The sequence below is a fragment of the Mycobacterium sp. ACS1612 genome (assembly GCF_001667505.1).
In the GTDB taxonomy this organism is placed as follows: Bacteria; Actinomycetota; Actinomycetes; order Mycobacteriales; family Mycobacteriaceae; genus Mycobacterium.
In genome coordinates this window covers 120,098-133,835 of the sequence record NZ_LZHZ01000048.1, presented here as the reverse complement: position 1 = coordinate 133,835, position 13,738 = coordinate 120,098, and the positions used below count along the sequence as shown (strand labels likewise).

The 13,738-nt window shown below is 68.1% G+C and carries 13 protein-coding genes and 1 pseudogene; 9 read left to right on the top strand and 5 right to left on the bottom strand.

Features of this window, described 5'->3' with window-relative positions:
- The first annotated feature begins 18 nt into the window (after positions 1 to 18).
- Positions 19 to 1,443, top strand: a complete 1,425-nt coding sequence (locus tag A5724_RS19275) for an NAD(P)/FAD-dependent oxidoreductase (RefSeq protein WP_156752362.1) — start codon at positions 19 to 21, stop codon at positions 1,441 to 1,443.
- Here A5724_RS19275 and A5724_RS19270 read toward each other — a convergent pair.
- Genes A5724_RS19270 through A5724_RS19260 form a run of 3 tightly spaced genes read right to left on the bottom strand, consistent with a single transcriptional unit; the run spans position 1,353 to position 3,732 of the window.
- On the bottom strand, positions 1,353 to 2,747 hold the full coding sequence (locus tag A5724_RS19270; RefSeq protein WP_156752366.1) for a PH domain-containing protein: 1,395 nt from the start codon (positions 2,745 to 2,747) through the stop codon (positions 1,353 to 1,355). The genes A5724_RS19275 and A5724_RS19270 overlap by 91 nt on opposite strands.
- Positions 2,748 to 2,779: 32 nt before the next feature.
- Positions 2,780 to 3,262, bottom strand: coding sequence for a PH domain-containing protein (locus A5724_RS19265; RefSeq protein WP_067805452.1), 483 nt, complete (start codon positions 3,260 to 3,262; stop codon positions 2,780 to 2,782).
- Positions 3,259 to 3,732: a nitroreductase family deazaflavin-dependent oxidoreductase gene (locus A5724_RS19260; protein ID WP_067805450.1), complete on the bottom strand. Its 474-nt coding sequence runs from the start codon at positions 3,730 to 3,732 to the stop codon at positions 3,259 to 3,261. Before A5724_RS19260 ends, A5724_RS19265 begins: the two co-directional genes overlap by 4 nt.
- A gap of 47 nt (positions 3,733 to 3,779) precedes the next feature.
- Between A5724_RS19260 and A5724_RS19255 the strand changes: the two genes are divergently transcribed.
- From A5724_RS19255 to A5724_RS19235, 5 genes are read left to right on the top strand one after another with little or no spacing between them, the layout of a single operon-like run.
- Positions 3,780 to 4,700 (top strand): SDR family NAD(P)-dependent oxidoreductase, encoded by a 921-nt coding sequence (locus tag A5724_RS19255; RefSeq protein WP_067805446.1) that lies wholly within the window; start codon positions 3,780 to 3,782, stop codon positions 4,698 to 4,700.
- Entirely contained in the window at positions 4,700 to 5,893 is a 1,194-nt protein-coding gene (gene glp / locus A5724_RS19250; protein ID WP_067805443.1) for a gephyrin-like molybdotransferase Glp, read from the top strand. Before A5724_RS19255 ends, glp begins: the two co-directional genes overlap by 1 nt.
- Before the next feature lie 41 nt (positions 5,894 to 5,934).
- A complete protein-coding gene (locus A5724_RS19245; RefSeq protein ID WP_067805440.1) occupies positions 5,935 to 6,633 on the top strand; it encodes a phosphatidylserine decarboxylase in 699 nt (232 codons plus the stop codon).
- Entirely contained in the window at positions 6,630 to 7,484 is an 855-nt protein-coding gene (gene pssA / locus A5724_RS19240) for a CDP-diacylglycerol--serine O-phosphatidyltransferase (protein ID WP_067805437.1), read from the top strand. Before A5724_RS19245 ends, pssA begins: the two co-directional genes overlap by 4 nt.
- Before the next feature lies 1 nt (position 7,485).
- The gene (locus tag A5724_RS19235; RefSeq protein ID WP_067805434.1) at positions 7,486 to 9,687 is read left to right on the top strand and encodes an AAA family ATPase; all 2,202 of its coding nucleotides are present in this window, start codon (positions 7,486 to 7,488) and stop codon (positions 9,685 to 9,687) included.
- Here A5724_RS19235 and A5724_RS19230 read toward each other — a convergent pair.
- Positions 9,684 to 10,145 (bottom strand): SRPBCC family protein, encoded by a 462-nt coding sequence (locus A5724_RS19230; protein ID WP_067805669.1) that lies wholly within the window; start codon positions 10,143 to 10,145, stop codon positions 9,684 to 9,686. The two genes, A5724_RS19235 and A5724_RS19230, sit on opposite strands and share 4 nt — an antisense overlap.
- 71 nt (positions 10,146 to 10,216) lie before the next feature.
- Here A5724_RS19230 and A5724_RS19225 point away from each other — a divergent pair, with 71 nt between their 5' ends.
- The 3 genes and pseudogenes from A5724_RS19225 (at position 10,217) to A5724_RS19215 (ending at position 12,395) form a co-directional block, all read left to right on the top strand.
- Positions 10,217 to 10,681, top strand: coding sequence for a DUF1707 domain-containing protein (locus A5724_RS19225; protein ID WP_067805431.1), 465 nt, complete (start codon positions 10,217 to 10,219; stop codon positions 10,679 to 10,681).
- Positions 10,682 to 10,769: 88 nt separating this feature from the next.
- Positions 10,770 to 11,087 (top strand): CBS domain-containing protein, encoded by a 318-nt coding sequence (locus tag A5724_RS19220; protein WP_067805428.1) that lies wholly within the window; start codon positions 10,770 to 10,772, stop codon positions 11,085 to 11,087.
- Positions 11,088 to 11,099: 12 nt separating this feature from the next.
- Positions 11,100 to 12,395, top strand: a pseudogene (locus A5724_RS19215) (ArsB/NhaD family transporter).
- Between the two features lie 2 nt (positions 12,396 to 12,397).
- Here A5724_RS19215 and A5724_RS19210 read toward each other — a convergent pair.
- Entirely contained in the window at positions 12,398 to 13,711 is a 1,314-nt protein-coding gene (locus A5724_RS19210) for a hypothetical protein (protein WP_156752361.1), read from the bottom strand.
- Positions 13,712 to 13,738 lie beyond the last annotated feature (27 nt).

Sequence of the window (13,738 nt, the reverse complement as noted above, 5' to 3'; positions counted from 1 at the left end):
CGAGAGCAAGGGGGAGACATGCCGGTGCTGGGTGAGCGGGCAATAGTTCTTGGCGCAAGCATGGGCGGACTGCTGGCGGCCAGGGTTCTCTCGGAGAGCTACCGCACCGTCACGGTGGTGGAACGCGACGTGCTGCCCACCGGTCCGGTGTGCCGCCGCGGAGTTCCGCAGGGCCGGCTCATACACGCGCTGCTGGCGCGTGGCGCGCAGATCCTCGACGAGTTGCTGCCCGGAGTGCTCGACGACCTGGTCGCCAACGGGGCGACGAAGTGGGACGGCGACTACGCCAACCTGTGTTTCTCGATCAGCGGGCACGAGTTCCTGCGGGTGGGCCGGACCCCCCCGGACTCGATGCCCTTCTACTTCCAGAGCAGGCCGCTGCTCGAATGGCAAGTGCTGCAGCGAATGCGGGACTTCGGCAATGTGTCCATCCTCGAGCAACACGACGTGGTGGCACTGACGTCGACGACCGACCGCAGTCGCGTGACAGGGGTCGAGGTGGTCGACCGCGACAACGAACAGCGGACGACGCTGAGCGGCGACCTCGTCGTCGACGCCACCGGCCGCGGTTCGCGCACCCCGGTCTTCCTCGAGCAACTGGGATATGACCGGCCCGAAGAGGACGAGGTGACCGTCCACCTCGCGTACGCCTGTCAACCGGTGCGCATTGCACCAGGCGCCGTCAAGGAGAACTTCATCGCCGTCATGCCGGAGCCGGGCAGGACCAAGATGTTCGCTGCCGCCCGCTATGAAAACGATACGGCGATGTTCGCAGTGGGCGCCATGGCGGGGCTCGAGCCACCGCGCACATCGGACGAAATGCTGGCCTTCGCAGATGGTTTGGCGCCCACCGGCGTGCTGGCGGCGTTCGCGGACGCGGAACCCGTTGGCGAGGTCACCAACTACCGTGTGCCGTCCAACCGATGGCGACGCTACGACAAGATGCGGCGACTGCCTGCCGGCCTGATCGTGCTCGGTGACGCGGTCTGCAGCTTCAACCCGATCTACGGACAAGGCATGACGGTCGCGGCGATCGAAGCGCTTGTGCTGCGAGAGTGTTTGCAGCGCGGCGACAACGGCCTGCCGCGACGGTACTTCCGCGCCAGCGCCAAGAAGATAAGGATCGCGTGGCAGACCGCTGTCGGTTCTGATCTCGCGCTTCCCGAGGTCAACGGACGGGCACCGCTGTCGATCCGACTCAGTAACCGCTATCTGGACCGGGTGATGGCCGCAGCCGAACGCGATCCCGTCGTGACGCTGCGGTTTCTGCGGGTGATGGGCATGATGGACTCGCCGATGCAATTATTGTTGCCGCACTTCATGTTCCGAGTGTTCCGGGCTGGTAGAGGCCGTCAGCGTTGCGCCCAGCTGCTCTCCGCGACCCACGGCGACGCGGAGCCCGCGATCGCCCAGGCCAGCTCGGCGGGCACGTCGATCACCTGATACCTCTTCACCCCCGCTGCGGTGGCCGCCACCAACGTCGCCACCCCCGCGCGGCGCTGCAGCAGCGTCTGCCGCACCGTCCACCCGATGATGCCCGCGGCGGCGATGCAGTCCCGGCGCCGGTCCAGACTGCCTGCCCGCGCCACCAGCCAGTCGGCGTCCACCCGATGGCCGAGCGCCCGCGAGCGGTCGACCGCCAGCAGCACACAACAGACCGTGAGCGCCGCCCAGAGTGGCCACAGCCAGCCCGGCGTCGGCAACAGCGCCATCGCGACGAGCAGCACCGCTGGCAGCGCCAGTGTCCGCGTCCACCTCCTGCGGGTCGCCGCGGGCCCGTGTGCACGCAGTTCGCCGGTGACCACGTCGGGCCGCTCGATCAATCCCGACAGCACCGACTCAGCGGTCGCCCGCGGGCATGGCGGCAGCAGCACCGACGCCTCCCCCGCGCCGCCGACACCAGTCATCACCGCGTCCAACCGCGCCCCGCCGAACATGCGCACCAACAGCGGCTCGCGCAGTGTGCCGCCCCGCAACCGGCGCATGTCGAAGGTGTGCTCGCGCAGCCTCAGTAGGCCGTGCTGCAGATGCAGCACATCGGCATCGCGGAACAGCACCAGGTTTCCGTACGTCACCAACGAGCGCAGCACCGACAGCACCACCGACACGAGCAGTATCGCCACGGCGGCCACCGCAAGGCTGGCGGCGACGCCGAACCGCTGTGCAGCGTCCAAACCCGACCGGGCCAACCGCGAATCTTGCAGTGCGGCACCGACTCCCGCTTGATAGACCACGCCTGCCGCCGCGACGATCATCGCCAGCCCGGTGAAGCTCAGCGGGCTGTAGCGCAGCCAGGACGGCTGCCAGCGCGCCAACTCACGGCCCTCGGCTTCCTGAACCGACGCCAACGAGTCGGCCAGCAGAATGGCCCTCAACCGCGGCACCTGGCTTGCGTCGACGGCATCGAGTGCGAACGCGGTGTCACCGCTGGCTTCCTGACCCGTGCTCAACCGCAGCACCGTCAACCCGAGCAGCCGGTGCAGCAACCGCGCGTCGGTTGACACCGACCGAATCCTGTTGCGCGGCACCGCAAGAACCTTGCGCTGCAGCACGCCCGTGCGCAGCTGCACCTCCTCGGCGTCGATCCGGTAGCTGGTGGTGAACCACCTGGCCACGCCATAGCCGACGATCAGCGCAAGGCCGAACAGCGTCCACAGCGGATTGCCCGTCGCCGAGCCCAGCACCACCGACCCGATCAACAGCGGTATCTGACGCAGCACCTCATGCACCGGATGCACCAGCAGCATGCGCGGGCTCAGCCGCTGCCACGCGGGCGCGGTCACGTCGCGTCCTCACCGCCGAGCGCCGCGATGTCGGTCAGTTGTGCCACCACGCGCTCGGCCACGTCGGAATCCAGTGCCACGATGCGCACCGCCCCCGCCGACGACGCCGTCGTCACCGTCACGTTCGCCAGCCCGAACAACTGGTCGAGCGGACCGCGTTCGGTGTCGACGGTCTGCACCCTGGAGATCGGTGCGATGCGGCGCTCCTGCACCAGCCAGCCTGTCCGGGTGTACACCGCTTTGGCGTCGATGTCCCAGCGGTGCACCCGATATCGCCACAGCGGGACCACCACCACGAAGACGACGATGGCGAGCGCGGTCGCAACGGCCGCCAGCACGTGCACCCACAGCGGTCGAGGGCGCAGGACGAACCACACCGCCTGGCCCGCCGCCAACAGCAGCCAGGGGATCGCCGCACCAATCGCCCACACCAGTGGCGCCTTGCGGCTTGGCGGGTTGGCAGGCTCGATCAGGTTCATGGCTTTTCGAGATGCAGGAACTGTCCAACGCCGAACAGCCGCAACATCCGCATCGTCCGCTTCGGAATCTGGTCCGCGACATCCGCGGTGGCCACGACCGTCGGCCGGGCGACGTTGATGCGCCTGCCCTGCATCACGACGGTGGCCGACCCGGCGGCCTGCACATTGCGCAGCCAATCGGCGCGGGTGCCGTACGGCAGCGCGATCAGAAGACCTGTCGGCGTTTCGATGACGTCGACAGGCGTCTGATAACTGCGGCCCGAGTTGCGCCCGACGTGTTCGATGACCGACGTCTGGGTCTGCGGGGTGCCCGCGGTGCGCATCACCCGCGGGTTGGTCACCGACCGGTTCATCCGCCGGATCGCGTCCACGGCCGGTCCGACCTGCCACCGCAGCCCGGCCAGCAGCACCGAGAGGAACACCACGACGGCGCCGACCACGGTGCCGACCACCACCGCGACCGCTCGCATCCCCACGACAACGAAACTAACCGCTGGGGCCTGAGTATGTTGAGCGCATGAGCAGCAAGTGGACCGCAGCCGACGTGCCGGATCAGTCCGACCGGGTTGCCATCGTGACGGGGGCGAACACCGGTATCGGTTATGCCGCCGCCGCCGTACTCGCAGGCAAGGGCGCGCACACCGTGCTGGCCGTGCGCAACCTCGACAAGGGCAACGACGCGGCCAACCGGATCCGCGCGGCGCACCCCAACGCCGTGGTCACCGTGGCTGAACTCGACCTGACGTCGCTGGACAGCATCCGCAAGGCCGCCGACCAGTTGCGCGCCGACTTTCCGCGCATCGACCTGCTGATCAACAACGCAGGGGTGATGTACACCGAGAAGGCCACCACTAAGGACGGCTTCGAATTGCAGTTCGGGACCAACCACCTGGGCCACTTCGCGTTCACCGGTCAACTGCTCGACAACCTGCTGCCGGTCGAGGGTTCCCGCGTGGTGACGGTCAGCAGCGTCGGACACCGCATCCGCGCCAAGATCCACTTCGACGACCTCAACCTGGACCGCAACTACAACCGCGTCGTCGCATACGGCCAGTCCAAACTCGCCAATCTGTTGTTCACCTACGAGCTGGCCCGGCGGCTGACCGCCAAGGGCACGCCGACCGTCGCGCTCGCGGCCCATCCCGGCGCCGCCGATACCGACCTGCTGCGCAACATGCCCACCGGCATCAGGCAGGTCAGCCAGTTCTTCTGGTCCAACTTCATCGCCCAGGGTCCGGAGATGGGCGCCGAGCCCACGCTGCGCGCCGCCACCGATCCGAGCGCGCGCAACGGCCAGTACTACGGACCGGGCGGCTTCGGCGAGCAGAGGGGCCACCCAAAAGTCGTTGCCTCCAGCGCACAGTCGCACGACGAGGACGTCCAGCGGCGGCTGTGGACGGTGTCCGAAGAACTCACCGGCGTCACCTTCGGAGTCTGATGCGCACCGTCGACGAACACCGGCGCGTGGTCGCCGGACTGATCACCGCGAAGCCCGCCGTCGCCCTGCCGCTCGCCGAGACGCTCGGCATGGTGTTGGCGTCCGACGTGGTCGCGCCGCTGTCGCTGCCAGGATTCGACAACTCGGCGATGGACGGCTACGCCGTGCTGGCCGACGACGTCGCAGGCGCATCGCAGGAGCAGCCGGTGCTGCTTCCGGTCGCCGAGGATATCCCGGCCGGGCGTACCGACCCGCTGACGCTGAAACCCGGTACCGCACACCGCATCATGACCGGTGCGCCGCTGCCTGCCGGCGCCACCGCGGTGGTGCCGGTCGAGGCCACCGACGGCGCCGTCGACACCGTGTCCATCCGCGCAAGCGCCAGGGCGGGCCAACACATCCGTCGCGCCGGTGAGGACGTCACGGCGGGCACCACGGTGCTGCGGGCCGGTCAGGTGCTCACCCCGGCGGCGCTCGGCTTGGCGGCTGCGCTGGGGCTGTGCGAGCTGGAAGTCATTCCGCGACAACGGGTTCTGGTGATGTCGACCGGCACCGAGCTGGTAGCGCCCGGCACGCCGTTGCAGCCCGGCCAGATCTACGAATCCAACGCGGTGATGCTCGCGGCGGCCGTGCGCGATGCAGGCGCAGTGGTGGTCGCCGTGCCGATGGTCGGCGACGACGTGGCCGCGTTTCGTGAGGCGTTGACCGCGCACAGCCACGACGCCGACTTGATCATCACCACCGGCGGCGTGAGCGCGGGCGCGTACGAGGTCGTCAAGGACTCCCTTGGCGGTGAGGTCGACTTCGTGAAGGTGGCGATGCAGCCCGGCATGCCGCAGGGCGCGGGCTCGGTGAACGGCAGGCCGATCATCACGCTGCCCGGCAACCCGGTCAGCGCACTGGTGTCGTTCGAGGTGTTCGTCCGGGCACCGCTGCGCACCGCGATGGGGTTGCCGCACCCGGACCGGCCACGCCGCACCGCGGTGCTGGCCGAGGACCTGACCTCACCTCGCGGTAAGCGTCAGTTCCGGCGTGGCGTGCTGGACCGCGACGCTGGCACGGTCACCAGTTACGGTCCGCCTGCCTCACACCATCTGCGCTGGCTGGCGTCGGCGGACTGCCTGCTGGAGATCGACGAGGACGTCGCCGAGTTGACCGCGGGTTCGCCGGTGCGCGTATGGGACTTGGCCTAAGGCCGATCGGCAAAACGGCACGCCCGTAGAATCGGCGCACGATGGCCAGACGCCCCGACCTCAGATCCGGCCCCGAGCGGCTTGCGGCGCTGGTGCGTACCACTGTTCCGCCGATGCACTCGGCGGGCCTGCCGTTCGTCGGCGCCAGCTTGGCGCTCGCCGCGCTCGGCCGTAACCGACCATGGCTGCGCCGCGCCGGCCTGGCGTCGGCCGCGGCCAATGCAGCGTTCTTCCGACATCCGCCTCGGGTGCCACCGACGCGCCCCGGCTTGATCGTCGCGCCCGCGGACGGCTTGATCTGTCTGATCGAGGAGGCGGCGCCGCCCGCCGAACTCGGCCTGCCCCCAACGCCGTTGCCGCGCATAAGCATTTTCCTTTCGATCTTCGACGCGCACGTGCAGCGGGCACCGATCAGCGGTGAGGTGATGTCGGTCGTGCACCGGCCGGGGGCGTTCGGGTCCGCGGAGTTGGAGGCCGCCAGCGAGGACAACGAACGAAACAGCCTGCTGATCCGAACGCCGGAAGGCGTGGAGGTGATTGCGGTGCAGATCGCCGGACTGGTGGCGCGGCGCATCGTGTGCGATGCCAAGCCGGGTGACAAGCTCACCATTGGCGACACCTACGGCTTGATCCGCTACGGGTCGCGGCTGGACACCTACCTGCCTGCGGACGCCAACATCATCGTGTCCACCGGGCAGCGCGCGCTGGCAGGCGAAACCGTATTGGCCGAGTTGCCGTGAAACCTCGCATCAAGGCGCCCGTCGTCAGCCTGAAGATCCTGCCGAGCGCCATGACTGTGGCGGCAATCTGCCTCGGGTTGACGTCGGTGAAGATGGCGCTCGACAACCGCCCCACCGAGGCGATGGCGTTTCTGGCGGTGGCCGCGATCCTCGATGCGCTCGACGGCCGCATCGCCCGCATCTTGAAGGCCACGTCGCGGATGGGCGAGGAGATCGACTCGCTGGCCGACGCGGTGAATTTCGGTGTGGCGCCTGCGTTCATCGTGTACGGGACGCTGCTCTCGCACTCGCGCGTCGGGTGGATCGTCGTGCTGGTGTACTCCGTGTGCATCGTGCTGCGGCTGGCCCGGTTCAACGCGATGCTCGACGTCGACAAACCCGCCTACGAGAAGGAGTACTTCGTCGGCATGCCCGCTCCGGCGGGCGCGATCGGTGCCATCGGTCCGCTGGCCGCCAAGATGCAGTTCGGCGACGGTTGGTGGACGTCGGAGGCGGCGGTGGTGATCTGGACCATCGGCGTCTCGCTGCTGGTCGTCAGCACCCTGCCGATGCGCAAGATCCACACCTTCTCGGTGTCGCCCAACATGGTTCCGCTGCTGCTGCTCGGCGTGGTGGTCCTGGTCGCGGCGTCGATCTTCTACGGCTACCTGACGATCCTGGCGATCATCGCGGCCTACGTCATCCACATCCCGTTCGCGATTCGCACCAGACGCTTCCTGGCCGAACATCCGGAGATATGGGACGACAAGCCACGACAACAGCGCGCCGCGCGGCGGGCGATCCGGCGGGCGACAGGACCGCAGCGCCGCCGGTCCAATCTGAGACTCGGCCTGCGCAGGCCCGGCCGCTGAGATGACTCAGACCGAGGCCGCGGCCGGGGATCCGCCGCTGAGCCATCTTCGGCTGACCGCCAGACTGAACACGTCGGCGCTGGACTCTCGACGCGGTGTGGTCCGGCTGCATCCGGAAGCCATTGCGGCCCTTGGTATCCGGGAGTGGGATGCGGTCTCGTTGACCGGTTCACGCACCACCGCCGCGGTGGCCGGGGTGGCGCCAGCCGGCACGCCGGCGGGCACCGCACTGCTCGACGACGTGACGCTGTCCAATGCGGGCCTGCGTGAGGACACCACGGTGATCGTCTCGGCCGTCACCGTCTATGGCGCCAGGTCGGTGACGGTCAGCGGCTCTAAGCTTGCCACTCAGTCCATTTCGCCTGCGACGCTGCGCCAGGCCCTGCTCGGCAAGGTGATGACGGTCGGCGACACGGTCTCGCTGCTGCCGCGTGACCTCGGCCCCGACATTCCGACATCCACGGCCACCGCCGCGTTGGCGTCGTCGGTCGGCATCACGTGGACCTCCGAACTGTTGACGGTCACCGGTGTGGACCCCGCGGGTCCGGTGAGCGTGCAACCGAATTCGGTGGTCAGTTGGGGCGACGGGGTGGCGCCGCGCGGACCCGCGACCGCGGGCCAGCACACGGTGTCGACGCCGAAGAAGTCGGCAGCCGTCAACATCGACGACCTGAAGGGCTCACACGCACAGGCGTCGCGCCTGACGGAATGGCTGAAGCTCGCGCTCGACCAACCCGAGCTGCTCGAAACCCTCGGCGCGACGGCCAATCTCGGCGTGCTGGTGTCGGGACCCGCCGGCGTCGGCAAGGCAGCGCTGGTGCGCGCCGTGTGCGCGGACCGCAGGCTCGTCGAACTCGACGGTCCCGAAGTGGGCGCGCTGCGCGCAGAAGACCGACTCAAGAGCGTGTCGTCGGCGGTGGCCACCGTCCGGGACGGCGGCGGGGTGCTGCTGATCACCGATATCGACGCGCTGCTGCCGTCTGTCGCCGACCCGGTGTCCACCCTGATCCTGACCGAACTGCGCAACGCCGTCGCCACCAGGGGTGTGGCGTTCGTCGCCACCACGCAGCAACCCGACGGTGTCGACCCGCGACTGCGTGCCCCCGATCTGTGCGACCGTGAACTCGGACTGACCCTGCCCGACGGCGCGGTCCGCAAGCAGTTGCTCGAGGTGCTGCTGCGCGACGTGCCGTCGAAGGACCTCACCCTCGACGAAGTCGCCGAGCGCACACCGGGTTTCGTCGTCGCGGATCTGTCAGCGCTGGTGCGCGAGGCGGCGCTGCGGGCGGCGTCGCGGGCCAGCGCCGACGGTGCGCCCCCCGAATTGACGCAAGACGACCTGATCGGCGCGACAACGGTCATCAGGCCGCTGTCGCGTTCGGCCACCGAAGAGGTGTCTGTCGGGTCGGTGACACTGGACGACGTCGGCGACATGGCGGCCACCAAGCAGGCGCTCACCGAGGCGGTGCTGTGGCCGTTGCAGCATCCCGAGACCTTCCAGCGACTCGGCGTCGCCCCGCCGCGCGGCGTGCTGCTCTACGGCCCGCCAGGTTGCGGTAAGACGTTCGTGGTGCGCGCGCTGGCCAGTTCCGGGCGGCTGTCGGTGCACGCCGTCAAGGGCGCCGAGTTGATGGACAAATGGGTCGGCTCGTCGGAAAAGGCGGTGCGCGAACTGTTTCAGCGTGCCCGCGACTCCGCGCCGTCGCTGGTTTTCCTCGACGAGATCGACGCGCTCGCACCGCGGCGCGGGCAGAGCTTCGACTCCGGCGTCACCGACCGTGTGGTCGCGGCGCTGCTGACCGAACTCGACGGCATCGAACCGCTGCGCGACGTCGTGGTGCTCGGCGCGACCAACCGGCCCGACCTCATCGACCCGGCGCTGCTGCGACCGGGCCGACTGGAGAAGCTGGTGTTCGTCGAGCCGCCCGATGCCGAGGCTCGACGCGAAATCCTGCGCACCGCAGGCAAATCCATTCCACTGGCCGACGACGTCGACCTCGACACCCTGGCGGGCGAACTGGAGGGCTACAGCGCGGCCGACTGCGTGGCGCTGCTGCGCGAGGCCGCACTGACCGCGATGCGCCGGTCGATCGACGCCGCCGACGTGACCGCCGCCGACGTGGGAAAGGCACGCGAAACCGTCCGACCCTCACTGGATCCGGCCCAGGTCGAGTCGCTGCGGGCGTTCTCGGCCGCCCGCTAACTCCGCTCGGCCAGCGCCGCCAACCGCTCGATCGACGCCAATAGCCGGTCGGCGGTCGTGGCCCGCGCCCGGGGTAACCGCTTCTCGTCTGTCAGTCCCGACCAGTCGTAGGTGTGGATCACCAGCGTGTGCGACCCGTCCAGCGGTTCCAGCCGCCACCGCCACAGGTGGCCGGGCGGTGGCTTACCGGGTTCCGACGGCAGCCACGCGATCAGCCTGCCCTCCTCGAATTCGATGACGTGGTTGGTGCGGTCGCTGCCCTCGGTCAGCCTCATGGTGAACACGTCACCGACTGTCCGGACCCGTTGGCCGGTCGGCGCTTCCGCCAGGTTCTCGTTGCCGTCCCACTGCGGCTGCAGTGCCGGGTCGGCGATGAGTTCGAAGATCTTGTCCGCGGGCGCCGAGATCTCGCGGCTCGCAGTGACGACGGTGGAGGTCACATTCAGATTCAACAACATCTTGACAGTGACAAGTTCGAGAGGCATAGTCGAGCCCGAGAACTTGTCACTGCCTAGATCGGAGGGCCCCGATGACCGCACCGGCCGTCACATCCGTTCGCGCCGGCGACCGCGACCGCGAAAGGACCGCCAAGCAGTTGGGCCTGGCGCTGACCCAGGGCTACCTCGCACTCGACGAGTACGACCACCGATTGCAGGCCACCTTCGCCGCGCACAGCACCGCTGAACTGCGTCAACTCGTCGCCGATCTACCGCTCGCACAACTGCACCGCAACGACCCCCAGCGAAAGGCCGCGCGGCAGCGGGCCGCCCGCCTCGGCGTGCGCATCCATCTGGGCGCCTATCTGGCGATGGTCGTCGTCGTGCTGACCGTGTGGTTGGCGGTCGGCCTGACCGTTGGGACGTGGTACTTCTGGCCGATCTGGCCGATTCTCGGCGCGGGCATCGGCGTGGCCGGCCACGCGCTACCGATTCGATACACGGTGCTGGCGCCGTGCCGGCGTCACGGCTCGATCAGCCCCGCCCGGATCGCATAGCGGGTCAACTCGAGACGGTCCCGGAGGCCGAGCAACGGAACGAAGTCATGCAAGCACACGAGATTGCGGTGACCCACCGACGGTCCGGATGGACGACCCGGTTTTCAAGGCCGTGCAACTGATGGTGGTCAACCGCCTGCCGGGTCTGGTGCGCACGGTCGACGAAATCCATGCCGATCTGTTCTGGCACGGGCCAGGCAAGCTCACCGTCGGCGACTGCCTGCCCGAGCCCGCGGCCAAGCCCACCACGGTGGCGCCGGAAGCCACGCTGCTGGAGGTCGCCACGGTGATGGCGAACAAGCGCAGCCCGTTGATCGCCGTGGTCGATCGCAGCGGACGACTCACCGGTGCGGTCACCCTCGAGCGGTTGCTCACCAGCTTGGCAGTAGCCGGCCCCAACGACTGAGTCGCCGGCGCCGTGCTGGCCCCGGTACTCGCCCTCACGATATTCGTCTGGTTCATCGCGACCGAACGGGCGCCCAAGGTCAAGACAGTCCTCGTCGCGGCGGGGCTGATGACCATCCTCGGGTTGACCCCCGGCTCGAAAGTCTTTTACTCCGAGCACGAGGGCATCGACTGGAACGTCATCTTGCTGCTGCTGGGCATGATGATCCTCGTCGGCGTGGTCAAACAGACCGGCCTGTTCGATTTCCTCGCGATCTGGGCCGCCAAGCGTTCGCGGGGAAAACCGTTCCGGCTGATGGTGATCACCGCGATCGCCTCGCCCATCCTCGACAACGTCACGATCATCATGCTGGTCGCGCCGGTGACATTGGTGATCTGCGACCGCCTGCGCATCGCGGCGCAGCCGTTTCTCATCGCCGAGGTGCTGGCGTCCAACATCGGCGGTGCCGCGACCCTGATCGGCGACCCACCGAACATCATCATCGCTAGCCGAGCGGGACTGACGTTCAACGACTTTCTGGTCAACATGGCGCCTGCAGTGGCGGTGATCTTTGCGTTGTTCGTGGTGTTGACGAAGGTTTTGTTCCGAAAAGACTTGCGCGCCAATCATATCTGGAAGAGGTGATGGCACTTCAGGAGCGGCGGGCAATCAAGGACCCGCGGCTGCTGGTGCGTTCGCTGGCCGTCCCCTCCGCGGTGATCGTCGGGTTCGGTCTGCACTCGGTGCTGCACGTGGCCCCCTCGATTGTCGCGCTGCTCGGCGCAGGCGCCATGCTGCTGGTGACGAACATCGATGTCGGGGAAGTGCTTCCGGAGGTGGAGTGGTCGACGTTGGTGTTCTTCATGGGGTTGTTCGCGATGGTTGCCGGTCTGGTGCACACCGGGGTGATCAGGTGGTTGGGCGATGCCGCGATCACGCTGTTCGGCGTGAATTTTTTTCCCTGGCCGCCACCGGATTGTTGTTCGGCTCAGCGGTGCTCGGCGCGTTCGTCGACAACATCCTTACACGGCGACCATGACACCGGTGGTCGAAGGGATGGCGGCACAGGCCCCGGACGTCGAAACCGGCAAGGCGCTGTGGTGGGCATTCGCGTTTGGCGCGTGCTTCTCCGGCAACGGAACCGCGATCGCGGCCAGCGCCAACGTCGTCGCCGTCGGCATCGCGCAGCGGGCAGGCCACCCGATCAGCTTCTGGCGGTTCACCCGCTACGGCATCATCGTGACGCTGCTCAGCACCGCCCATCCACGCGCCGCGACTGCCCCGGTGGGGCCTCTCCCTCGTCGCGGAGAGGCCCCCACCGGGTTCTAACGTCAGTCGTCAGCGCCGCCGCCTGCGCTCGAACCGGCGTTGTCAGCGCTGCCGCCGGAGTCCTGCGAACCGCTCTGGGTGGCTGTGGTCGACCCGCTCGTCGAGGCGTCCGACGTCGCCGTGCCCTCACTCGAAGCCGATGTCGACTGCTGTTGAGTCTCAGAGGCATTCGTCGACTTGTCACTGACGCCCACGGTCACTTCTCCCGGGATCGCAACCAGGCCGGTGCGGACGGCGGGAGTCTTCGGCGCCTCGGCCTCGACCTTCTCGGTTACCGCCGACTCCTCGGAGTCCTTCTCCACCTCCCGCGCCGTCGGCTCACCGCTCTCCGGCTTTGCCGATTCGTCTGCGGCCGTGTTCGTTTCGGGTGCAACCTTCCCCTCGGTAGGGGTGTCGACTGGACCCGTGGACAGTGTCACCGTCGTCGCCCCCGCGGCGACCGCGGTGGCATTGATCGCGCCCACGGCGGTCGCCGGGGCGGGTGAGACCAACGCTTGGATGATCATCTTGCCCGCTTCGATGACTGCTGCGATCAGGCCCCGGTCATACCCGTAGGGCGGGGTGCCGGGGTTGAGCACCCGGTCGAGTACCGCGGAGACGATGTCTGCGACGCCGTTCGTCACACCGTTGACGAAGGCCGTCGGGTCCCCTGCTTTGGCTGCGGCTATCAGCGTCTCAGCGGTGCCGCCGACCGCAGTGTTCAGAGCGTAGATCGACTGCAGGGGACCGAGCCCGACGGTGAGTAGGAAATCCGGATCCGCCAGCAACTCAACAACATTCGATACGCCAGGGACGAACCTGAGCGATTGCGAAAGCACGTCGACCAAATCGACGAGGGGTCCGCTACCGGTGAAGATCGCTTCGAGAATCGGGCCGGAGACCGGCGTGAGGACGATCTCGGCAAGTGTGTTCAGCGCTGCGGTTATCTGCCCGGCGGAGATCTGGCCGATCGCATGTTGCAGCATTGCCGGCGCATCACCCAGGGCGGTGGCGAACTGCTCGCCGAAGACCCCGGCGATCCTGATGAGCTCCGATACAGTGCTCAGCTGCCCCGTGATGATCTGCTGTGCCACCGTCGCCGGGGCATGGAGCAGTTCCTGCCCGAGCGCACCCGCATTGTGGAACGCCTGCTGGAAGATCGGCGTCAGCACCGCGATCGGGTTGACCAGCCCAGTGAGCTCCACCGAGTGACCCGCGGGGCCGCGCATGTCGGGGACATCGGGCATCGGGGGTGCCACCGGGGACGCGACGAGGACACTGGCTCCGACGATCGCAACGCCGGTAGCGATCGATGCCCGGGCAGCAGCTAATTGCATGTGAGACCTTTCTGAACCTGGAACTGC